The sequence below is a fragment of the Arthrospira sp. PCC 9901 genome (assembly GCF_059013425.1).
Genome location: NZ_CP102296.1, coordinates 4,159,196 through 4,181,473, shown reverse-complemented (window position 1 = coordinate 4,181,473; position 22,278 = coordinate 4,159,196). Strand labels below are relative to the sequence as shown.

Below are 22,278 nucleotides of genomic sequence, written 5' to 3'. Positions count from 1 at the left end.
GTGCATGAGTTCCCCCAACAGAAAATTGAAGCCCACCATATTAGTGGTTGATGATGAGCCAGATAATTTAGATCTGCTATACCGGACTTTCCATCGGGAATTTAAAGTTCTCAAAGCCGAAAGTGGGCCGGCTGCATTGAAGATCTTAGAAGAGGTGGGGGAAGTAGCAGTAATTATCTCTGATCAGCGGATGCCATACATGAGCGGCACGGAGTTTCTCAGTTTGACGGCGACTCAATATCCCGATTCGATCCGCATTATCCTCACTGGTTATACCGATGTTGAAGACCTGGTAGAGGCAATTAACTCCGGTAAGGTGTTTAAATATGTCACTAAACCTTGGAAATCTGATGAACTCAAGGCGATCGTTCAGCAAGGTTTAGAAACCCATAATGTCCTGAAATCTCGCACTGAAGAACTACGCCGCGCACTGCAACAGGAATCGTTACTTTATGAAGTGACAAGTACCATTCGCGCCTGTCCTAATTCCCAGGAAATGTTGCAGCGCATAGTTGAAACAGTGGGTAAAATGTTTGAGGTTAGCTATTGTCTGCTGCGTTCATTCGGTGTGGGTTCGGACCTGATAGGGCTGGGGGCTGGAGTCAGCCCTACCAAACAGGATATCACTGCTACAGCAGCACTTTGCCCTACCCAGCAGGATATGATTGCTGCACCTACCCCGGAGTGGTTTGCATACTTAGCTGAAGGTCAGAATCATCAAAATTCCACGACAGACAACATCAGGGCTATTAAGAGTAATGATCTGGAATTGAGATCCCTGGTTTGGGAAACTACAGAAGTAATGATTCTTTCGGAAGGTCTGGGAAATGATATTTCTGACCATGACGGACCGGAATGGCAGCGGCGACGAGAAGTTTACCAACGCGCAGATATTCGCTCCAGTTTGATAGTGCCTCTGTACTACCGTCAGGAATTGTTGGCGGTTTTGGCACTCCACCACACGGGATCGCCCCGTAATTGGCATGAACATGAAGTGCAGTTAGCTGTGACAGTAGCAGACCAGGCGGCTTTGGCATTGTCTCAGGTGCGCGCATACGAGCAGGTGCGAGAATTGGCTCGTAGGGAAGCGCTGGTTAATACGATTACCAATGCTATTCGCTCCAGTCTTGACCCTCAGAAAATTTTTGCGGCTATCACTGAGCAATTGGGGGAGGCTTTGGAGGTTGATGGCTGTGCTTTGTCTCTCTGGAGTCCGGGAGATGAATATATGCAGTGTGTAGGCCTTTATAATGCTGCGATTAAAGAAACAGTAGTAGAGACGAGACCGGCGGCTTTGTCTGAACCTGATACCAGCACGACGACGAATTTGCCCCTATTGGGGGTAGAAACTAATCAATCCATTGAGTCCGATGATTTGCCTCAGTCGGCGGCTCCTATTAGTGGCAACCCGGTACTTCAGGAATTGATTAGAACTCGCGCTCCGGTGGCGATCGCTGATATCGAACAGCGACCAGACTCGATGGTGATGTTGCCTTTGCGATCGCGTTCTAAGGCTCTATTGGTCGTGCCACTATTGCTCGATGGTGATATTATTGGCAGCATTTCCCTACGCCAAAATGACCAAGTTCGCTATTGGCAACCCTCGGAAATTGATATGGTCCTGTTAGTGGCAGCCCAAGCCGCTTTGGCGGTACAGCAGGCTCGTCTATACCAAAAAACACGCCAGCAAGCAGAACGCCTATTAGAAGCCGACCGCCTCAAAACTGAGTTTTTTCAAAATGTCTCCCACGAGTTTCGCACCCCTTTGACTTTGATGATAGGTCCTTTGGAAACCGCCGTTAATCAACAGCAGGATCTGTCATTAGACCAAGCTAAAATTGCTCTGCGTAACTCCAGGCGACTATTACGCTTGGTTAATCAATTATTGGATTTGCAACGGTTTGATGCTGGACGAATGCAGCCCAGTTTTCGCCCCTGTGACTTGGTGGAGTTTTGTCAGCAAACGGTAGAATCATTTAAGTCTTATTGCGATCGCAAACAAATTAATCTAGTTACCAATTTACAGAGTTGCCCCCAACTTTATCTTGATCTGGAAAGGTTTGATAAAGTCCTTTACAATTTGCTCTCTAATGCCATGAAGTTTACCCCCACCGATGGCACTATTACCGTTAGTCTCCAGCCCGAAGGGAATTATTGCCGTCTCCAGGTCAAAGATACCGGGATTGGTATTAAACAAGAACAACTCCCCTATTTATTTGAACGCTTCCGACAAGCTGAAGGTTCGGCCAATCGCTCCTTTGAGGGGAGTGGCTTGGGATTGGCTCTGGTTAAAGAGTTGGTCGAACTCCATCATGGTCGCATTACTGTAGAGTCTGAGTATGGTCAGGGAACTACATTTACCGTCTGGCTAGAAATGGGGAATCTTCATCTACCACCAGAGCAAGTTCTTGATGTTCCCGCTGAGTTTGATGCACGTCGAGCGGCTGTAGAATTGGCTGATGTTGAAGTCGATTTACCAGATGTACAAATTGACGACATAAATCTGCCGGAGGTTTTGGTTGCTGATGGACAGTTGGAGTCTAATACTGTCCTGGTAGTTGATGATAACCCCGATTTGCGCCGCTATGTGTCCATGATGTTGCAAAATGCCGGTTTTAATGCGGTTTTGGCTAATAATGGCGCTGATGGTTTTAATAAGGCTCAGACTTATCATCCTGATGTCATTGTTACTGATTTGATGATGCCACAGGTGTCTGGGTTGGAGTTGATTCGCATGATTCGCTCCTCACCTGAACTTAGGGGAACTCCAATTATTTTGTTGACTGCTAAGGCTGATGAGGATACCCGCATCGAAGGGGTTGAGCGCGGCGCTGATGCCTATGTTTCTAAGCCTTTTAATGACCGGGAGTTGATAGCTGAGGTCAGGAATTTACAGGCCCTCAAGGCAGAGGAACGACGGGTAGCCCATTTGAATAAGTATCTGACTGAATCAGTATTGCGACGGTTTTTGCCGGAGTCTATGGTCAAAAAGGCGGCGGCGGGGGACTTGACTCTGGATTTGCGCCCGGAACCGAGGCTGATTACCATTTTATTTAGTGATATTGTCGGTTTTACTCGGATGTCTAATGCTCTACAGTCTCAGGGGGTGGCGGAATTGCTTAATGAGTATTTGGGGGAAATGACTCGGGCGGTTTTTGAGAATCAGGGGACTGTTGATAAGTTTGTGGGAGATGCGATTATGGCTTTGTATGGAGCCCCGGAGGAGATGAGCCCCTCTGAACAAGTCCGACGCGCGATCGCTACTGCTAGACAAATGTTGGTGGCTCTCGAAAAACTTAACCAGGGTTGGCAGGAACGAGGTTTGGTGGGTAATAATGGAGTGCCTCCGGTGCGCTTCCGCTGTGGGATTCACCAGGGTATGGCTGTGGTGGGGTTGTTTGGTTCCCAAGAGCGATCGGATTTTACGGCCATCGGTCCTTCGGTTAATATTGCTGCCCGTCTTCAGGAGGCTACTGCCCCCAATAGTATTATGGTATCCGGTATGGTGGCTCAGTATGTCCCCGATGAGGAGATTATTAAGCGCGAATTTCTCGAACTTAAGGGCATTGATGAGCCGGTAATGACTTGTGTGATTAGCCCAAAACTTGAATCCGTAAGAGATACAGCCTAAAAGCAGATGGTTGGAAAAAAAATGCGATCGCACTATTGCAATTTTTCTTTCCCTGTGTTAGATTAGTTAAGTGCAAATTTGCGGGCGTAGTTTAGTGGTAAAACCTTAGCCTTCCAAGCTAATGATGGGGGTTCGATTCCCCCCGCCCGCTTCTTCGACAACCTCTTATCCTGGCTGCGATAACCGGGAATCATCAACCCGATAACCGTACCGTTGCACACAAAATACACCCCATTCAGTCTTAACATACGGGACAATTGCTGCATATTCCCTAGCAACAAATCTTAATTATTGGCGGGTTAATCAATAAGCACAACTTAATCAATCTGTCAAATACCCATATCATCCCCCCCAATCAGACCAGCGATTTACCGAATCATGAGTAATATATGAGTAATTAGGTGCAAGGATATGGTTAAGCCATAACTTGCGATCGCCATCAGGATCACATTTTTCCAAAAATGCCAGGAGGCGGACTTGAACCGCCGACACGAGGATTTTCAGTCCTCTGCTCTACCGACTGAGCTATCCCGGCTTATTCCCACGATTAACTATCGTATCAGCAGTCAATCGATTTTGTCAACCCCCTAGGCGGAATTTTTTTGATAGTGAACTCAAAAGCCGATGTATATGGGTTGATCAGCTATTGGGGGTCAATAGGGAAAACTCATCAAATTTGATCACTTGACTATTAGGCTGTTCTGTGTTAAAGAGATAGCTGCTAACAGTAGCCGTGCCAGTGTCCAAAATACTAAAAACTGTAATATCATTACTAGCGATATAGGGTTGAGGTGCGCCATCTCTATCGGAAACGGGACTAAGGTTAGGAATGATAGGCGGGAGTCCGTTGGGGTCTCCTAGGGGGGTATATTCTTCGGTAAATGCTGGGGGAACAAATCGGCGATTATTTCCCCAAGCCGCACCATAACTATTTCCGACATTGGAAGATTCTAAAAAGTTAATTCCGGTGGGTCCTATAAATCGGTTCCACAGGTGGGAATGTCCGTAATACACCAGTTGCACTCCGGCGGCTTCTAATAATGGCATAACATCCCTAATTAAATAATCAGATGGTTTGGGATATTCATAGCGAATCATAATAATCTTGCCGTTATTATCAACACTCTTAATTTGCACGGGGTCTGTATAGGCGGGAACTATATTATCCCCTAAAGTGTGGGGAGGGTGATGGAACATAACGATTTTATATTTAGCCTGTTGAAATTCCGGGCTATTGAGTTCCTGTTGTAACCAGATATATTGTTCGCTTCCGGCGGCAATAGGTTCAAACAAATGTTGTCCATAGCCCCAATTTTCCGGACGGTCAAAGTCTGCGTCTCTTTCTCGATAACGTCCTCTAGCGTGGGAGTCTAACCTATCAACTCGCCAAACATTAGTCGCAAATAAAACTACTAACCGGACATCTCCAAAGGTAGTAGCATAATAATTTTGAGGAGAATTGGGGAGAGTAAATATTTGTTTAGAGGTATCTAAGTTGAAGCTATGGTCTTGGATCCATTGTTGTGCTATGTCGGGGTCATTATTGGGATTGATGGTGGCAGAATTTTGTTGATAAAGCTGTTGGGCGGCAAATTGAGGGTAACTATTATTAAACTGGTTGTTTAAGCTGTCGGTTTCGGAAAAAGCTCCCATGATTTCATGATTACCAATAGCGGGGAATAATGGCACATTTTGAATTAAAGCGCCGCCTTGATAAGTAGTGGTGACACCATTTTTTTCGAGTTGATAATGGGCGCGACCTTGCAGACAGGGGAAAAAGGCCCCGCCGCGATTATCGTCGAACCATTCGGAAGCGCGATCGGGAATATTGACTAAATCACCAGCCATAAAAACAGCATCAATATCGACTGTTCTTGCACCTATATTGAGATTGGCGGCGGTCATGGGTTTAAGTTGGTGATCGGAGGTGAGGAGGATTTTTAAAGGTGTCCCGGGTTGGGGTAAGCCAGCTAGGCTGAACACTTGGCTACTGATGGGGATGCCGTTGTCTGTGGTACTGTGAACTTGATAGGGAACCCGTTGGCCTGGGGTTAGGTCTGTAATAGTGGCTTCGTGTCGCCAAATGGGTCTGGAAATAGGTTGGGTGTAGATGCGGTTGTTTGGGGTTTGGACTCCTACCCAGGAATTTTGGTCTTCCCGAGTGCGAGTGAGTTGGGAGGTGGTGGCGATCGCATTTTGTTGGAGGTCTACCCCATAACTCACCTGATGATCAGAACCAGAAAACTCGGTAAACCACACGACCCGGACTGAGTTTTCTGTGGGTAGCTGTAAAAAAGGATCGCTAAGGAGATGAGGTTGTAAGGCTATTGAAACCATAATCAAAATCGAGATCACACTAGACAGTAACAGACCAAAAATCCAAAAATAGCGGGTAGCAGGAATCATGAGTGGAGGGGCGATCGCACCCGACTACAAACCGATCATAAGAAACCTATAAGTTAAACGGTATCAGAAAAGCCGGGAATTTTTCCCGAATCTTTCCGATACAATATGGGGGATGTCGCGCCCTCGGTCTGGTGAACATGGGCAACCGCGTACAATCCTGGGTGTAACCTATTGTTGAGTTTCCTTATGGTGGAATTACTATGCTGATTGTTCAAAAATATGGTGGTACTTCTGTTGGGTCAGTAGATCGCATTCAAACGGTAGCCCGTCGGGTGGCGAAAACCGCCCAAGACCATTCTGTGGTGGTGGTGGTTTCGGCTATGGGAAAAACTACTGATGGTTTGGTGAAACTAGCCCAAGAAATTTCTAGCCATCCCTCTCGCCGGGAAATGGATATGTTGTTATCTACTGGCGAACAGGTGACGATCGCTTTAATGAGTATGGCACTACAGGAAATGGGACAACCAGCCATTTCCATGACCGGGGCGCAGGTGGGAATTGTCACAGAGGCTGAACATAGCCGCGCCCGGATTTTAAATATCCAAACTGAACGCCTAACTCGTCACCTAAAAGAAGGCAAGGTGGTAGTAGTGGCGGGTTTCCAGGGAATTAGCGATCGCGAAGAATTGGAAATTACTACCCTAGGACGAGGAGGGTCGGATACTTCTGCAGTCGCTTTAGCCGCAGCATTACAAGCCGATAAATGCGAAATTTATACCGATGTACCTGGAATTTTAACTACAGACCCCCGCATTGTTCCCAAAGCACAGTTGATGGATGAAATAACCTGTGATGAAATGCTGGAACTTGCTAGTTTGGGGGCAAAAGTTCTCCATCCCAGGGCCGTGGAAATTGCCCGAAATTATGGGATTCCTTTAGTAGTGCGATCGAGTTGGACTGATGATCCGGGTACACGGGTGACTTCCCCATCACCGGAGGTGCGACCTCTGGAAGGGTTGGAACTGGTGCGACCTGTGGATGGGGTAGAATTCGATCGCGATCAGGCGGCGGTTTCCTTATTGCGTATTCCCGATCGCCCCGGAATTGCAGCCCGTTTATTCGGCGGAATTGCCCTCCAGAAGCTGAATGTGGATTTGATTATTCAGTCGATCCATGAGGCGAATATTAATGATATTACCTTTACCGTCACTCATAACTGCTATAAACGGGCGATCGCTGTAGCTGATGCAATTTTACCAACCTTGGGACGCAACAATGACTCCGAAATTGGAGAACCGGAAGTGCGAGGCTATGATAGCCCTATTGCTAAAGTTAGCATTGTTGGGGCCGGGATGATTGGTCGCCCTAAAGTCGCTTCCCAAATGTTCCGCACTTTGGCGGAAGCCGGAATTAATATTCAGATGATTTCCACCTCCGAGGTTAAGGTTAGTTGTGTGATTGATGCCAATGAGTGCGATCGGGCTGTGGCTGCCCTCTGTCAAACCTTTGATGTGCTAACCCGTAACACCAAAAATATTCCAACTGTTGACCGACCTCATCTTCCGCCAGTGCGAGGGGTCGCCCTAGACCGTAACCAAGCACGTTTGGCGATCCGCCATGTTCCCGATCGCCCCGGAATGGCTGCCGAGTTGTTTACTCTACTTGCACATCACAATATTAGCGTTGATATGATTATCCAATCACAGCGCTGTCACCAGTTTAATGGTGTTCTCACCCGTGATATTGCTTTTACTGTCGCTCAAGGTGATGCAGAAGAGGCTAAACTCGTGATTAAAAAGGCGATCGCTAATTGGGGTTATGGAGAAGTTACCCTGAATTCAGCGATCGCTAAAGTTAGCGCCGTAGGGGCTGGAATGGTCGATAACCCCGGAGTCGCCGCCCGTATGTTTGAAGCCCTCGCCGCCGAAAATATCAACATCTCCATGATTGCCACTTCCGAAATTAAAATCAGTTGTGTAGTCGATGAAAAAGATGGCATCAAAGCCGTCCAGGCGATTCATGATGCCTTTGGTTTGTCCGGCGATGAGGTCGTGACTATTCCCACCCCCGCCGCTGCCTTGTAGAGTCAATAAACCCCCTAGGGCGGGTTGATTAATCTGCTCATCTATACCAGGTGATGATTAATCAGGGAACCCGCCCCCTCCAGACCATTACTCGTGGACAATCGCCAACTGATCAATAATAACTACCATCGGAAGGTGTACAATGTAGCCGTTAACCAGAGAGTGTGTAGTGCGAAAGTAGTGTCAACCATTCAAATTGAGACAGGATGCCATCAATAATAGTTAGCAAACTGAACGCTGTTTTCACCCTGTTTCTCAGCCTGTTAGTGGAGGCCATGCCCTTCCTGTTACTGGGTGTCATGTTGTCCAGTCTACTGCTGTGGTTAGTGGATGAACGCAAACTGCTATACTACGTTCCAACTAACCCTTTCCTGGGGGCGATTTTTGGCAGTCTGTTCGGGTTTATGTTTCCCGTGTGTGAGTGTGGAAATGTTCCCGTTGCCCGTCGCCTCTTGAGTCAAGGAGTACCTGCCTCAGCAGCGATCGGCTTTTTATTTGCTGCCCCCACCATTAATCCTATTGTGATTTGGTCAACTTGGGTAGCCTTCCGGGGACAACCAGAAGTCGTCGTTTTACGGATTTTATTTTCCCTGATAATTGCCATAACATTAGGCTTGGTTTTTAGCGCCCAAAAAGACCTGCGGCCCTTTCTGCAAACAGCCCTCGCCCGTTTAATTCCTCAACCTGACTTCACCGAAAAAGCCGTCGATGAGATGCCCAAATCTTCCCTACTAACATCGGGAACTTATATTATGGGTCAGTCAGCCACACCCGTGCGTTTGCAGTCCATGCCTATGTGGAAAGCTGAGGGAAAAGGCGTTCAAGCCGTGGCTACTATGCCTCAAACAAGTGTCAGTTTCTCCTCTATTTTTATCCGCCCCACCCGCGACCGGGTTGGTTTAATGATTGAAAGTGGGGTGCAGGAGTTTCGAGAATTGGGGGGAATGTTGGTAGTCGGAAGTGCGATCGCTGCTATTATTCAAACAGTAATACCCCGCGAAATTATCCTCAGCTTAGGTTACGGTCCCATTTCCTCCATTCTGGCTATGTTATTACTAGCCGGAGTAGTTTCTATTTGTTCCACCGTTGACGCATTTTTTGCCCTCTCTTTTGCCGCCACTTTTACCACTGGTTCTTTACTAGCATTTTTAGTATTCGGACCCATGATTGATATTAAAACCGTCGGCTTGATGATGTCGATTTTCCAAACTCGCGCCATCATTTATCTGATGATTCTCGCCGCCCAGCTTACCTTTTTGCTAACCTTGGCTGTCAATCTCAATCTGAACTATTAATCTCAGCGCCTATGAACCGTGTTAGACCTCCATTAAATGGATTACCATCTCGTTTACAGCAGTGGTTGCAGTCTCCTTGGGTGGACGCTATAGCTATATTAGCTTGGGGATTCCTCCTCCTCAGATCTTGGCTGACTGGACAACTTTATATCCTCATTCATCCTAACTATTTCCCCCTCGCTATCGGTGGCGGTTTTCTGTTATTAATTTTTGGAGGATTTCGGATTTGGGAACTGTCCCAGAATTACCAAAAAACTGAAGACCAGATAGAACAACAATCCCTACAACATATTAGTTTATTTCCCAAAGGTTGGAGTACCGCCCTACTATTAATTTCTCTCCTGTTAGGTCTTTTCATTACCCCCCGAAATCTGGGTAGCTATGTCGCCTTACAACGGGGTCTGATGGAGTCTTTACCCGCTACACAAATTCAGCCCCAAGAATTTCGTACCGCTTCTCGACCAGAAGAGCGATCGCTGATAGAATGGATTAGGCTACTTAATGTCAATCCCGAACCGGATACATATAGAGGTCAAAGAGTCAATGTCACCGGGTTTGTCATTTATCCCCCTAACCTTCCCCAAAATTTTATCTTTATTACCCGGTTTGTAATCACCTGCTGTGCCGCTGATGCTTACCCCATTGGGCTTCCTGTCATGCTTCCTAATACTAACCGGGGGGCATATCCCCAAGACAGTTGGCTACAGGTTGAGGGTGAAATGACTACCGAAGTTCTCAATAATCAACGGAGGTTAACTATCAAAGCTGACAAATTAACCCCAATTCCAGAACCTCGAAATCCCTATGAATATTGATGCTTGATAATTGCAAATTTTTTTGGGAGACTTGGAAATGCAGCTAATCGATTTCATGAGTTTGATTCATCCATTTCTAGCCATAGTTGTCGTATTTCCCATAATTGGAATTTCTACCCACATGGCTTGGCAAACTCGTCAGCGTCGCCTACAAACCCTAGAAAAGGGAAGCACAAGTCGCATTCCCCCAATGGTAGGTCGGGAACACTTAAAAATGGGGCGTTTGCTGACCGGGACCGTCGTAGGAGTAACCCTGATTGCTTTAGCGTATTCCATTGGATTTAAGGGGGTATTTAAGGAACTTTCTAATGAGAATATGTTTGAGGCGATTTTTATCGTTTTAATCTTTATCGGAACGATCGCCTCCTTAGTTTTTCTGTACCGCGCTAATGCTAATCAACCCCTGTGGCGGGGTGTTTTTGCCACCTTAACCGGGGCGGGATTAGTAATTTTGGGGGCGCAAGATGGGGTATTTCGCCGAGGTTATGAATGGCACTTCTCCCATTACTATTATGGCATTACTTCCGCTTTATTGATGATTTTTGCCTTGGCAATTGTTCCCGATATTTACAAATCCTACAAATGGCGCATGGCTCATACCATACTTAATTGTATAGCCTTATTGCTATTTATAGGACAGGGATTTACCGGGTCTCGCGATTTGTTGGAAATACCCCTGAGTTGGCAACTAGACCATCTGAGAAAGTGCGATTGGGGCGCGCAAACTTGCCCTAATAATTCCCAGTCTCGCGCACCGGAAGAGTTGATAATTCAGGCTGTGTCGAAATAGTCTCTAATTGTCGGATAGCAGCGATCGCATGAAATTTGACACTATCATTAACATCCGTTTTGAGGACTTGCAGAACCTCCATAGTTTTCGCATCTCCTAACTGACCTAAAGCGTAAGCTAAAGCCTGTTTAATCCGTGTTTCGCTGAGGCTAGGATGTTCGGTTATGAATAAATCTAGCAACATTTGACCCGCCTGATTTTTGAGATTAGCAGTTTTGAGGCGACCTAACAACTGGATAGTTTCCAGGATAACTGTTTCGTGAAAACCTGATATACATTGAGCAATGCAGTCTAAACCTGCTGAACTTTCCATCCAAATTAAGGCTTTAATACAGGCAATTTGTAAAGGAATTGGGGTCAGCGAAGATTGTAAAATTGTTGATAGACTTTCAATAGCTGCATCCGTTTTTAAGCGCCCCAGAGCCATTGCTGCTTGCTGACAAACAGTGACGTTAATATCATACAGTAATGGGTCTATAGACTCTACCAAGCGCCATTGTGTGGCTATATCTGACCGAAATCCTAAACTAATCACCGCTTCCGATCGCACTATGGCTGCATGGTCTTCTAGGGCATTAATTAAAGCCGGAATTACCCGATCATCCCGAAAACTGCCCAAGGTTTCAATGGCGATCGCCCTCACCTGGGGGTCGGGGTCTTCAACAACAGTTAACAGGGGAGAAATCACCTCGGAAATCCGAATTTGAGATAAGGCGCGCACACCCATAAGACGGGTTTTGGGGTCTTCTAAAAGAGTAGTTAAACTTGCTACCGTCTCCGGTCCTAAATTCGCTAAAGCACTAGCAGCGATCGCTATCAATTCATCATCAGCATCGCTACTGAGGAAATTCACCAAACAGGCGATCGCTTCTGGGGTATGAAAATCGCCTAAAATTCGCCCTGCAAACCATCTATATTCTAGATCTGCTGCTTCATCCTCGAAAATTTCTATCAACGGGACACAGGCTGATTTACCCAATTTCGGCAATAGTTTAGCTACATCCCAACGGGTGTGAAAATCTCCATATTGTAAAGTGGTTAAAGCTAAAGCGATCGCCTCTTCCCAGCCATCATTTTCCCCACTCACACCAAACTGTTGTAGGCAATAAACAACCTGAGACCAATCTTGATTATCACTAGCAACCTTAGCCAAATTAACCAATTCATTCATATCATCAAATTCCATTATTTAGTGATGATTTTCAGAGGTACAGGACGACATCCAGACAGAACATTATTTAAGCCAACCACCTCACCAATAACAGCAATAGCTGGCGCTTCAAAACCCGTATTTTCAACCTGTTCAATAATAGTGGCTAAAGTACCTTGTAATTCCTCCTGGTGCGGACAAGTTCCCCAACGAATTAAAGCTATGGGAGTTTGGAGGCTTAAACCACCAGCCACCAAAGCCTCAATAATATTACCCAAATTCTGAACCCCCATATAAATAACAATAGTTTCAGAACCCTTAGCAATAGCCCCCCAATTAACCTCTGGGCGATACTTTCCCGCCGCTTCATGACCTGTTACAAAAGTCACAGAAGAACTATAATCACGGTGAGTTAAAGGAATCCCCGCATAAGCTGGCGCGGCAATACCAGAAGTCACACCCGGAACCACCTCTACCGGAACTCCCGCCGCGATTAAAGCCTCCATTTCCTCCCCACCACGACCAAAAACAAATGGATCGCCGCCTTTTAATCGCACAACTACCCCATGAGTTTGGGCTTGATCAATCATTAATTGTGTCGTTTCCTCTTGGGGTAAAGAATGGCGACCCCGACGCTTTCCGGCATGGATTTTTTCAGCCTTGGGGTTAATCATTGCTAAAATTTCTTCACTCACCAAAGCATCATAAATAACCACATCCGCTGATTCAATCAAAACCTTGCCTTTTAATGTCAGCAAACCCGGATCACCAGGTCCTGCACCCACTAAATACACCTTGCCAATAGCTTGATTTTTTTCCATAATTCACCTCGTTAATTAATTACTAAATAATACCCAGACATTAGATAAGTTTAAACTTTCGGCTATCAGGTTGATGAACCCAAATTATGGTGAATTTCCCCGTAATTTGGTATTCAAAAATACTAAAATCTGATTAATATGCGTTTTTTACATATTATATATGCAATAACTGCAAACTCTTGGATTTTATGTATCTTAAACTACAAATTATCACTGATTCTGAATTTAATCTACAAATCATTGTTAACCTCAGTTATAGATAAACTCATGGTTGTCGCCTCTGAACCCAAAGTCAAACTCAATAAAATCGAAAAAGCTAAAGCTGATAAAGATGGATTAGCCGTTAAAGACGAGTTAGAATATTTTGCCAAAATCGGTTGGGAAGCCATGGATAAAACCGATTTAGAAATGCGTCTTAAATGGCTGGGGGTGTTCTTCCGACCTGTTACTCCCGGTAAATTTATGGTGAGATTACGGATTGCTAATGGTACTCTCAACAGCGCACAAATGAGGGTATTAGCCGAAATTGTCCAACGCTATGGAGATGATGGTAGCGCCGATATTACTACCCGCCAAAATATCCAATTACGCGGTATTCGTTTGGAAGACCTCCCGGATATTTTTGCCCAAATGAAAGCTGTAGGAATGACCAGCATTCAATCGGGTATGGATAATGTTCGCAACCTGACAGGTTCTCCCATTGCTGGTATTGACCCAGATGAATTGTTCGACACCCGAGAATTGTTGCAAAAATTGGAGATGGTAATTACCAATCAAGGTGAGGGTAATTATGCTTTTTCTAACCTTCCCCGTAAGTTCAATATTGCTATTGAAGGGGGACGAGATAATTCCATTCATGCTGAAATTAATGATTTGGCTTTTGTGCCTGCTTATCGCGATCGCATATTAGGATTTAATGTCCTCGTAGGTGGGTATTTATCGGCACAACGTCAGGTGGAAGCTGTGCCGATTAATGTTTGGGTTCCTGCTAACGATGATGTGATTAAACTTTCCATCGCTATCCTAACAGTTTACACCCAAAATGGTCTCTCTGAAGGATTGCGGGAAAATCGCCAACGCGCACGTTTGATGTGGTTGGTGGATAAATGGGGGGTAGAACGCTTCCGGGCTAAGGTGGAGGAAGAATTTGGTCAAACTCTCGCACCAGCCGCCTTAAAGGATGAAATAACCCAGGATAAGAAAGATTATTTGGGTGTTCACCCCCAGAAACAACAGGGATATAAGTTTGTTGGGTTGCACGTTCCGGTAGGGCGTTTATCCGCAGACCAAATGTTTGAAGTAGCCCGTTTGGCGGAGGTTTATGGCCAGGGAGAAATTCGCCTGACGGTTGAGCAAAATTTGATTATTCCTTATATTTCGGAGGATAAATTAGAGGCGTTTTTGGCAGAACCTTTGTTAGAGATTTTCTCGATTAATCCTGCCCCTTTGACTCGATCGCTTGTCTCTTGTACGGGAAATAATTATTGCAATTTTGCTTTGATTGAAACTAAACAACGGGCTTTAAAATTAGCTCGAGAACTTGATGAGGAGTTGGAAATAAGCGATCGCGTTCGTATTCACTGGACTGGTTGCCCTAACTCTTGCGGACAGCCGCAAGTGGCTGATATCGGTTTCATCGGTACTAAAGCCCGTAAAGATGGTAAAACAGTGGAAGCTGTTGATATCTATACCGGCGGAAAAGTAGGTCATGAAGCTGAGTTGGGAAGTCGTTTAGAAAAGGGTGTAGCTTGCGATGACCTCAAGCCAATTATCCGGGATTTATTAATTCAAAAGTTTGGCGCACGTCCTAAGCAAAATCCCTAATGATCTCAGCACCATGTCTAGCCCTATAGCCCATGGTGCTGTCTATCTCACCCTATAGCCAACAGCCACAGCTATGATATAATGAATCAAAGAAATATCATCATAGCCATGATGACAAGTCTATGACAAGCACTCAAGACAAAATCACGGTCATTTATCCCGAATCCGATGGCAATCCTATGTCAGATAATACTAAACAATTTCGCTGGATTGTTGTTATTAAAGAAAACCTAGAAATCTTGTTTGATGATGATCCTAATGTGTTTGTGGCTGGAGACTTACTCTGGTATCCTCAGCAGGGTGATAATAAAATACGTCAAGCCCCTGATACGATGGTAGTATTTGGGCGACCTAAAGGCGATCGCGGTTCCTATCAACAATGGGAAGAAGGTAACATACCACCACAAGTGGTTTTGGAAATTCTTTCACCGGGAAATCGCTTGAAAGAAATGGCGAGAAAATTTAAGTTTTATGAACAATATGGGGTTGAAGAATACTATATTTTAGACCCCGATCGCCTAGATTTCAACGGTTGGCTGCGTAGTAGTGATGGGACTCTCGAAGTGATCGACGAACCGGAAAATTGGACGAGTCCCCGCTTAGGTATCCGGTTTGAATTGAAAGACGGAAACTTTACGATTTATCGCCCAGACGGTGAACGATTCCTTACACCCACCGAATTGGCTAAACAGGTGCAAACCGAACGCCAAAGGGCTGAAGCCGCCGAGGACAGGGTGCGTGAATTAGAACAACGTTTGCGACAGCTAGAAGGCGATCGCCATAATTAATCTATATTGATTTGGGTAAAATTGGGTAAAATCTGAAGATATGATAATAATTCCGTCTTACCCAAAATGCTCGATTATGATGTAGTTATCATTGGTGGCACTTTAGCCGGACGTAAAGCCGCTATAAACGCCTCTAAAATGCAGGGTCGGGTAGCACTATTGGAACCTGACCCACCCCCTGTTCCTGGTCAAATTCTTGGGGCTAACAGACACCACCCCCTTTTACAGATAGCTAAGGTAGCTAAACAAATGCGCCAGGTGTCACAATTCGGCATCGGTTGGGAAACCGCCGATCGCACCCTACCAGAAAATATTTTGATACAGTGGGACTCTAGTTGTCAATGGAGTGAATATATCACCACTAACCTAGAAAGTATTTATTCTCCGGCGGCGATCGCTTCTTTGGGGGTAGATATGATTTTTGGGGTGGGGGAATTTATTAGAGAACCTCGGCTGGCTTTGAAGGTCAATAATCGAATTTTGCGATCGCGTACTTTTTTACTGGCTATGGGTTCTCAACCCCAAATTCCCGACATAGAAGGGTTGACTCTTACCGGATATTTCACCGCCGATACTCTTCATAAAATTACCAAAATTCCTAATCATGTTGCCCTCATTGGCGGCGACCCTAGCGCTGTGGAATTAGCCCAAATATTTAGGCGTTTGGGAAGTGATGTTACCATCATAGTTCGCAGTAACCACATACTACCGAGAGAAGAACCCCACACCGCTTTTTTGCTGCAATCTTTGTTAGAAGCTGAAGGGGTGCGGGTGCTGACTAAAACCCCTGTGATTCAGGCTAAACAAATTGATGATACCAAATGGATACAAGCCGGAAATAAGGCGATCGAAGTTGATGAAATTATCCTAGGTATCGGTCGTCAGCCTAATTTGTGTGGCTTAAATTTGGATGATATCGGAGTTCAATTTATTGGGGGTTATTTGCAGCTAAACCCTCGAAGGCAAACCACTAATCATCGAGTTTATGCTTGTGGAGAATTGGCGGGGGGTTATCCTATGCCTCATCTAGCTGAATATGAAGCCCAAGTCGCCATAAAAAATGCCCTATATTTACCCATATTTTCGGTCAGTTATGATCATGTTCCTTGGGTGATTTTTACTGACCCACCTTTGGCTAGGGTTGGTTTGACTGAAACTCAGGCACGACGGCGCTATGGAGACCGGGTACAAGTTAGCCGCCAGATGTTTAAACAGGTTCCTAAAACTCAAATTTTGGGGGAAATTATGGGTTTTTGTGAGTTGGTCGGACATTCTGATGGTCGGCTTTTGGGGGCTACTATTTTCGGGGTTGGCGCTGATGAGATCATTAATTTTTTGGCGATCGCTATTCAAAAACGTATTACCATCAATGCGATCGCTAATTTTACCCCTCCCTGGCCAACTCTCACCGGGATAATTTCCCCAACCGCCGCCGCTTGGGTTCATCAACGACATCGACACCACAAATTTTTGTATAATACCCTAGAAAATATCTTTCACTGGCGCAGGTCTAATAATTAATTACTCAGATAGTGGATTTACATCATGCTGAAAGCGATTATTTTTGACTTAGATGGGACTCTGGCTAATACCGACCCTATTCATTATCAGACTTGGGTTGATGTCCTCAAAAATTATGATCTGGAAATTAACCCGGATTTTTATCAAGCTAACATTAGCGGACGTTTAAACCCTGATATTGTCCGGGATATTCTCCCGCAACTTTCCCCCGCAAAAGGGCAGATTTTGGCTGACCAAAAAGAAGCTATATTTCGTGAAATTGCCGGGAATTTAAAACCTTTACCCGGTTTAACCAAGTTGTTGGCTTGGATACAAAAACAGCAGCTGCAAACTGCTATTGTTACTAATGCGCCTAGGGAAAATGCCGCCTTTATGCTGAAGGTTTTAAACTTGGTTGATTATTTCCAGACCGTTATTGTCTCTGAAGATGTCGGGGTGGGTAAGCCTGACCCGAAACCTTACCAGGTCTGTTTACAACAGTTGAATATATCCCCTCAAGATGCTATCGTTTTTGAGGATTCTACCTCCGGAATTAGATCAGCCGTTGCTGCTGGAATAACTACTATTGGTGTCGCCTCTACCCATGACCCCCAGATCTTAAAAAATTTCGGCGCAACTTATGTCATTGAGGATTTTAATAATCCCCAGTTATGGCAGGATTTGGGCAATTGTAAATAGTTGTAAATAGTGGTTGACTTTGTGCTTGACTTGACTTATGCTTTTATCATAATGGGATATTGGCGAAATTCAAAAGCAGGCACACATCCAATTTTTTAATATATATAGTTTGATGTTACCAAAATCGTGAGCAATAGTCAACCTTTTTTGGGGGGGAATTTTCAGATTTAACTTTTTTTTAATATTATAGTTAGCAGTTGCCAGGTAAGCGATCGCTGGGGGATAGTTTAAATACAGCACAACGATCTAAACTAATAGTATAGCTCAATCGTGAGTCGGGGCCAGCCGCGTCACGGAGGGAAAGATAATCAATGTCTGTTAATCAAAGTAGTCAACAAGCAACCGTCCTAGCAGTAGATGACAGTACAGTTATGCAGGGCTTAGTGAAACAAGCCCTATCTAATACTTATAACGTTTTGCTGGCTGATAATGCCGTCGATGCCTTATCAGTGATATATCATAACAAAGTTTCCGTGCTACTGCTAGATGTATCGATGCCGGGAATAGATGGATTAGAACTATGTCGGACAATTCGGAGTATTCCGCAATTTCAGGCATTGCCAATTATTATGCTAACAGCCCGAGACGGAGCCTTTGATAAAGTGCAGGGGCGACTAGCTGGGGCCACAGAATACCTAACCAAGCCTTTTGATGCCAAGAAATTGTGCGAGGTAATTGATTCGGTATTGAACGTTAAGACTTGATGCCCAAATTAATCATATTTAAAATCAAGGGAGCGATCGCCTCTACCGGGAGAATGTGACTCGCCGCCCCCAGAGCGATCGCTTCTCGGGGCATTCCAAAAACCACACAGCTTTCCTCATTTTGAGCGATAGTGATACCGCCCCATTGTGTAATTTCCATCATTCCCTCAGCCCCATCGCGGCCCATACCCGTTAATAATACTCCCAGAGTGTGACTACCGTAGAAATTAGCCACAGACTTCATAGTTGCGGTCACCGAAGGTCGATGTCCCCCCAAAGCCGGACTAGAAGAATACAAAAACCGACCATTGCGATCGATTTCCAGGTGTTTCCCCTCCGGGGCGAAATAGACATTTCCCCGTTGAGGCAAATCTCCTGCCTGAGCAATTTTAACCGATATAGAACACTGACAATCCAACCAATTGACCAATCCCTGCAAAAACCCCTCACTAATATGTTGAACGCAGATAATCGGAACCGGGAGCTGAGGGGAAAACTGAGTCAGAAGGGTATGGAGAGCCTGGGGTCCTCCCGTAGAAGCCCCAATCACCACCACCCGAACAGATTGAGAGCGATGGGGTGGAGTCTTTTTCTGAGGGGAAAAAGAAGTTTGATGAGGGGTAGGAACTGCCACCGGACTATTAACTCTGCTCCCCGAATAGGATGGACTCGCCGCCGGGGAAGTCGCCTTAACAGTAGCCCCCCGTCGATGCTTAGTAAACACCTTAACCCCAGCCAGAACTCTAATTTTATGGATCAGTTCCCTACCCGCTTGCTGATAGTCAGAAGCCAGGCCAGTTTTCGGCTTAGGAAAAACATCAACCGCCCCCGCATTGAGAAGTTGAAACACATTGTAAGTATCCTCAGCCTGGACAGATGCACTAATCACCAGAATCGGCTTAGGGAAATTAGCCATCACCTCTCCAGTAAATTCCAAGCCATCCATGTGAGGCATATGTAAATCTGTGCAAATCACATCTGGCTGCAATTGAGGAATTAAAGACAAAGCCTCTAAACCGCTGCGAGCAGTACCCACAACTAGAATATCGTTGCATTGAGCCAAAATGCGTTTGAGAATAATCAGAGCAACTGGGGAATCTTCCACCAGCAAAACTCGAATCGCCATGTTGATTTTGCGTGTGTTAAAAGACAGGGTGGGTCAAGCCAATTAATAATAATTGCCAAAGGAATCCTACTGGTTATTTACAGATATTGTATGATCATCAGCCATACCCATCAACTCACCCCCGCCATATGTACTTAAACTAATCGGCTGAGAGTTTGCAGGAGGATATCCTGGTTGAATGATCCTTTGGTGATGTAGGCATTAGCTCCCGCTTCAGCACCCCGGCGTTTATCGTCATCAGAAGCAAGAGATGTCACCAAGATAATTGGTAACTCGCTGTATTCTTGATGTTCGCGGATTTTAGCAGTGAATCCCAAACCATCTAAATTAGGCATTTGGATGTCCGAGATTACCGCATCAAAGGAGCGAGTTTTGAGTTTATTTAATCCGTCTAGTCCATCAACTGCTGTAACCACCTCATAACCTGCTGCTTCCAAAATACGCTTTTCTTGAGTGCGAGTAGCAATGGAGTCCTCCACTAATAGAATAACAGATGAGCGATCGCTTTCTAAATCCAACTCATCTGAATCAGAAAGACTAATAGAAGCCGAGGATTTCCAATTTTTCCGCACCGAGCGAATCATATCTTGGGGATTAAGCACCATACACACTTCCCCCGTGCCCAAAATAGTCGCCCCAGCAACGTTCCTTACTCGTCGCAGTAGTTGGCTTTGGGGCTTGAGGACAACATCTTGTTCATCAATAAGCGTGTCAACGAATAGGCCTAGTCGATTTTCCCCCATCCTTAGAATTATACAAGATCTAGCCTTCGATGGTTGAGATTGATTTCGGTCATGACTCAGATTAGCTTCCCAGGGTCTGACATTTTCCCTCAGCCTTACCGATAGCATATCCCCTGTTGTTTCTCGTTCCGACTCATCTCGCTGAGACTTCCGTTGGTGATTCCAACCCCTGATAGCATTACGGTTAGATTGCAATTCTAGCAAGTCCACTAAACACATCACCGACACAGGTTGGTCATCAAAAAGAATCGTATCTCGACCCTCAATGGCAAAAATATCCGCATCATTCACCAATAGGGTAGTTTGCACATACTCTACAGGAATCGCATAGGAAATGCTATCAACCGCCACAATCAACACATGGGCTGTAGCCAGCGTAGTTCCCAATTGAATGCGGAAAGTAGATCCCCTTCCAGAGGTCGAATCAACGTTAATCGTCCCTTTGAGGTGTTCAACATTAGTCCTAACCACATCCATACCCACACCCCGCCCCGAAACCTCTGTCACCGATTTACGGGTAGAAAAACCGGGAGTAAAAATCAAGGATTGAATTTGTGGGATAGTCATTCCCACCAATTCTTCTGGCTGACAAATTCCCCGTTTAATGGCGGTTTGTTTAATTTGCTCAATATCTAAACCTCGGCCATCATCGCTCACCTCAATCACCACACTGGTAGCCGTTTGATATCCCCGTAGGCGGATAGTCGCCTTGGGTGGTTTTGCCCTTTTTTGACGTTCCGTGGGAGTTTCTATGCCATGATCAACAGCATTACGCAAAATGTGCATTAGGGGGTCTTTCATCTCCTCTAGGATGCGTTTATCCGCCCTAGTTTCGCCGCCCTCAATTACCAATTCTATCTGTTTATTCTGTTCCCTAGCTAAATCCCGCACCATGCGCGGAAATAGGTTAAATATCGTCGATAGGGGTAACAGTCGCAGGGTACGCACTCCCTCTTCTAGTTCGTCAGAAATTAAATCCAGACGAGCCATATCTTCATAGATGGAAGTTCTTAGCTGATTGACTAATGTGCTAAGAACCTCTAAGCGATCGCCTGTTCTTTGGTGGTAACTTTGTAATTGTCCCATCGTACCCTTACCATTAGATAAACCCTCCTTAGCTTCCAGGTCATGGAGAGCAAATCTATTGATAAAAGCATCCCGACTCCATTCTTCCAATAGGTTGGTAATTTCCTCAATTTCTGCTAACCTATGGGCAATGCGAATTTTAGTTACCGTCAACTCTCCCGTTTGAGTCATCAGAGCATCCAGGTTTCGTGTCGCTACCCGAATTGTCTCAATTTTATAGGTCGAACTAGGGACAACTGCTCGACTAGCAGGGGCTGGATTTTCTACTTCAATAATTGGACTAGCCCCTTGTTCCGGGTTCTCTGGGGTTTGCTCATCCTTCCTGAAACCATCTAGCGGGGCTGGTGTTTCTTCGGTCTCTGGGATAGTTTCCGCCTCTTCCTCCTCGTCTTCCGTGGTTGTTGGCGCTGTCAGGTTCTCATCCCCAGACTCATCAGAATCAGCTACAGCAGCCGTCTCGGTCTCTGTGGGTGGGGTAGTTTCCCCTTCTGGCTTCGCCCCCATTAAATTCGCTAACACATAAAAAGCATTAATCCCCGAAGGCTCCCCAGTAACAGCTTCTGTCACCAGTTTCCGAATTGCATCAAGTCCTTGACCCATGCGATCGCTCATTTCATGGGAAAACGTATCCTCTCCCCTATTTATAGCCCCTAACAGGTGTTCTAGTTGGTGAGCCAGGGTAGAAACATCCTTAACCCCCAACATTCCCGCATCTCCCTTCAAACTGTGAGCTTCCCGCAGCAGTTCATCTATTTTCCCCTTATCGTGAGGGTTTTGTTCTAGGTACAGAAAACCATCATCAAGTTTTTGTAAATGTTCCTCACTGGCAATTTTAAAGACTTCCCGCAATTCGTCATCTTCAATCATGGTAATTTC

16 protein-coding genes and 2 tRNA genes are annotated in these 22,278 nt (G+C 45.4%); 11 read left to right on the top strand and 7 right to left on the bottom strand.

Features of this window, described 5'->3' with window-relative positions; translation table 11 throughout:
- Positions 1 to 4 precede the first annotated feature (4 nt).
- Positions 5 to 3,631, top strand: a complete 3,627-nt coding sequence (locus tag NLZ44_RS18600) for a response regulator (protein ID WP_493750740.1) — start codon at positions 5 to 7, stop codon at positions 3,629 to 3,631.
- A gap of 80 nt (positions 3,632 to 3,711) precedes the next feature.
- Positions 3,712 to 3,782: transfer RNA gene (locus tag NLZ44_RS18595), tRNA-Gly, on the top strand.
- Between the two features lie 191 nt (positions 3,783 to 3,973).
- On the opposite strand, the gene NLZ44_RS18590 is transcribed toward NLZ44_RS18595, so the two are convergent.
- The 3 genes from NLZ44_RS18590 to NLZ44_RS18580 all read right to left on the bottom strand — a co-directional run bounded on the left by NLZ44_RS18590 (position 3,974) and on the right by NLZ44_RS18580 (position 6,037).
- Positions 3,974 to 4,123, bottom strand: coding sequence for a hypothetical protein (locus tag NLZ44_RS18590; RefSeq protein WP_493750739.1), 150 nt, complete (start codon positions 4,121 to 4,123; stop codon positions 3,974 to 3,976).
- Positions 4,094 to 4,166: transfer RNA gene (locus NLZ44_RS18585), tRNA-Phe, on the bottom strand. Before NLZ44_RS18585 ends, NLZ44_RS18590 begins: the two co-directional genes overlap by 30 nt.
- Before the next feature lie 104 nt (positions 4,167 to 4,270).
- Entirely contained in the window at positions 4,271 to 6,037 is a 1,767-nt protein-coding gene (locus NLZ44_RS18580) for a purple acid phosphatase family protein (RefSeq protein WP_493750738.1), read from the bottom strand.
- A gap of 200 nt (positions 6,038 to 6,237) precedes the next feature.
- Here NLZ44_RS18580 and NLZ44_RS18575 point away from each other — a divergent pair, with 200 nt between their 5' ends.
- The 4 genes from NLZ44_RS18575 to NLZ44_RS18560 all read left to right on the top strand — a co-directional run bounded on the left by NLZ44_RS18575 (position 6,238) and on the right by NLZ44_RS18560 (position 10,961).
- On the top strand, positions 6,238 to 8,061 hold the full coding sequence (locus tag NLZ44_RS18575) for an aspartate kinase (protein WP_493750737.1): 1,824 nt from the start codon (positions 6,238 to 6,240) through the stop codon (positions 8,059 to 8,061).
- Between the two features lie 206 nt (positions 8,062 to 8,267).
- The gene (locus NLZ44_RS18570; protein ID WP_493750736.1) at positions 8,268 to 9,356 is read left to right on the top strand and encodes a permease; all 1,089 of its coding nucleotides are present in this window, start codon (positions 8,268 to 8,270) and stop codon (positions 9,354 to 9,356) included.
- A gap of 11 nt (positions 9,357 to 9,367) precedes the next feature.
- Positions 9,368 to 10,171, top strand: coding sequence for a TIGR03943 family putative permease subunit (locus NLZ44_RS18565; protein ID WP_493750735.1), 804 nt, complete (start codon positions 9,368 to 9,370; stop codon positions 10,169 to 10,171).
- Positions 10,172 to 10,208: 37 nt separating this feature from the next.
- Positions 10,209 to 10,961, top strand: coding sequence for a DUF4079 domain-containing protein (locus NLZ44_RS18560; RefSeq protein ID WP_493750734.1), 753 nt, complete (start codon positions 10,209 to 10,211; stop codon positions 10,959 to 10,961).
- Here the strand turns inward: NLZ44_RS18560 and NLZ44_RS18555 are convergent.
- Positions 10,903 to 12,132 (bottom strand): HEAT repeat domain-containing protein, encoded by a 1,230-nt coding sequence (locus tag NLZ44_RS18555; RefSeq protein WP_493750733.1) that lies wholly within the window; start codon positions 12,130 to 12,132, stop codon positions 10,903 to 10,905. The two genes, NLZ44_RS18560 and NLZ44_RS18555, sit on opposite strands and share 59 nt — an antisense overlap.
- A gap of 14 nt (positions 12,133 to 12,146) precedes the next feature.
- Positions 12,147 to 12,932 (bottom strand): uroporphyrinogen-III C-methyltransferase, encoded by a 786-nt coding sequence (cobA, locus tag NLZ44_RS18550; RefSeq protein ID WP_062945784.1) that lies wholly within the window; start codon positions 12,930 to 12,932, stop codon positions 12,147 to 12,149.
- A 267-nt stretch (positions 12,933 to 13,199) separates the two neighbouring features.
- Here cobA and NLZ44_RS18545 point away from each other — a divergent pair, with 267 nt between their 5' ends.
- The 5 genes from NLZ44_RS18545 to NLZ44_RS18525 all read left to right on the top strand — a co-directional run bounded on the left by NLZ44_RS18545 (position 13,200) and on the right by NLZ44_RS18525 (position 18,447).
- Entirely contained in the window at positions 13,200 to 14,756 is a 1,557-nt protein-coding gene (locus tag NLZ44_RS18545; protein ID WP_493750732.1) for a ferredoxin--nitrite reductase, read from the top strand.
- Positions 14,757 to 14,878: 122 nt separating this feature from the next.
- Positions 14,879 to 15,544, top strand: coding sequence for a Uma2 family endonuclease (locus NLZ44_RS18540; RefSeq protein WP_493750731.1), 666 nt, complete (start codon positions 14,879 to 14,881; stop codon positions 15,542 to 15,544).
- 66 nt (positions 15,545 to 15,610) lie between these two features.
- Positions 15,611 to 17,065, top strand: coding sequence for a dihydrolipoyl dehydrogenase family protein (locus NLZ44_RS18535; RefSeq protein ID WP_493750730.1), 1,455 nt, complete (start codon positions 15,611 to 15,613; stop codon positions 17,063 to 17,065).
- Between the two features lie 24 nt (positions 17,066 to 17,089).
- A complete protein-coding gene (locus tag NLZ44_RS18530; RefSeq protein WP_493750729.1) occupies positions 17,090 to 17,743 on the top strand; it encodes an HAD family hydrolase in 654 nt (217 codons plus the stop codon).
- Positions 17,744 to 18,054: 311 nt separating this feature from the next.
- A complete protein-coding gene (locus NLZ44_RS18525) occupies positions 18,055 to 18,447 on the top strand; it encodes a response regulator (protein WP_493750728.1) in 393 nt (130 codons plus the stop codon).
- Here the strand turns inward: NLZ44_RS18525 and cheB are convergent.
- Complete coding sequence (gene cheB, locus NLZ44_RS18520; RefSeq protein WP_493750727.1) at positions 18,437 to 19,573, bottom strand: chemotaxis-specific protein-glutamate methyltransferase CheB; 1,137 nt, start codon at positions 19,571 to 19,573, stop codon at positions 18,437 to 18,439. The two genes, NLZ44_RS18525 and cheB, sit on opposite strands and share 11 nt — an antisense overlap.
- A gap of 134 nt (positions 19,574 to 19,707) precedes the next feature.
- Positions 19,708 to 22,269: a hybrid sensor histidine kinase/response regulator gene (locus NLZ44_RS18515; protein ID WP_493750726.1), complete on the bottom strand. Its 2,562-nt coding sequence runs from the start codon at positions 22,267 to 22,269 to the stop codon at positions 19,708 to 19,710.
- Positions 22,270 to 22,278 lie beyond the last annotated feature (9 nt).

What these genes read in the sequence shown, in the direction of transcription:
- NLZ44_RS18580 (WP_493750738.1), bottom strand. Translation starts at nt 6,037, where the DNA reads ATGATTCCTGCTACCCGCTATTTTTGGATTTTTGGTCTGTTACTGTCT.
- NLZ44_RS18525 (WP_493750728.1), top strand. Translation starts at nt 18,055, where the DNA reads ATGTCTGTTAATCAAAGTAGTCAACAAGCAACCGTCCTAGCAGTAGAT.
- cheB (WP_493750727.1), bottom strand. Translation starts at nt 19,573, where the DNA reads ATGGCGATTCGAGTTTTGCTGGTGGAAGATTCCCCAGTTGCTCTGATT.
- NLZ44_RS18535 (WP_493750730.1), top strand. Translation starts at nt 15,611, where the DNA reads ATGCTCGATTATGATGTAGTTATCATTGGTGGCACTTTAGCCGGACGT.
- NLZ44_RS18575 (WP_493750737.1), top strand. Translation starts at nt 6,238, where the DNA reads ATGCTGATTGTTCAAAAATATGGTGGTACTTCTGTTGGGTCAGTAGAT.
- NLZ44_RS18565 (WP_493750735.1), top strand. Translation starts at nt 9,368, where the DNA reads ATGAACCGTGTTAGACCTCCATTAAATGGATTACCATCTCGTTTACAG.
- NLZ44_RS18555 (WP_493750733.1), bottom strand. Translation starts at nt 12,132, where the DNA reads ATGAATGAATTGGTTAATTTGGCTAAGGTTGCTAGTGATAATCAAGAT.
- NLZ44_RS18515 (WP_493750726.1), bottom strand. Translation starts at nt 22,269, where the DNA reads ATGATTGAAGATGACGAATTGCGGGAAGTCTTTAAAATTGCCAGTGAG.
- NLZ44_RS18560 (WP_493750734.1), top strand. Translation starts at nt 10,209, where the DNA reads ATGCAGCTAATCGATTTCATGAGTTTGATTCATCCATTTCTAGCCATA.
- NLZ44_RS18600 (WP_493750740.1), top strand. Translation starts at nt 5, where the DNA reads ATGAGTTCCCCCAACAGAAAATTGAAGCCCACCATATTAGTGGTTGAT.
- NLZ44_RS18545 (WP_493750732.1), top strand. Translation starts at nt 13,200, where the DNA reads ATGGTTGTCGCCTCTGAACCCAAAGTCAAACTCAATAAAATCGAAAAA.
- NLZ44_RS18530 (WP_493750729.1), top strand. Translation starts at nt 17,090, where the DNA reads ATGCTGAAAGCGATTATTTTTGACTTAGATGGGACTCTGGCTAATACC.
- cobA (WP_062945784.1), bottom strand. Translation starts at nt 12,932, where the DNA reads ATGGAAAAAAATCAAGCTATTGGCAAGGTGTATTTAGTGGGTGCAGGA.
- NLZ44_RS18570 (WP_493750736.1), top strand. Translation starts at nt 8,268, where the DNA reads ATGCCATCAATAATAGTTAGCAAACTGAACGCTGTTTTCACCCTGTTT.
- NLZ44_RS18540 (WP_493750731.1), top strand. Translation starts at nt 14,879, where the DNA reads ATGACAAGCACTCAAGACAAAATCACGGTCATTTATCCCGAATCCGAT.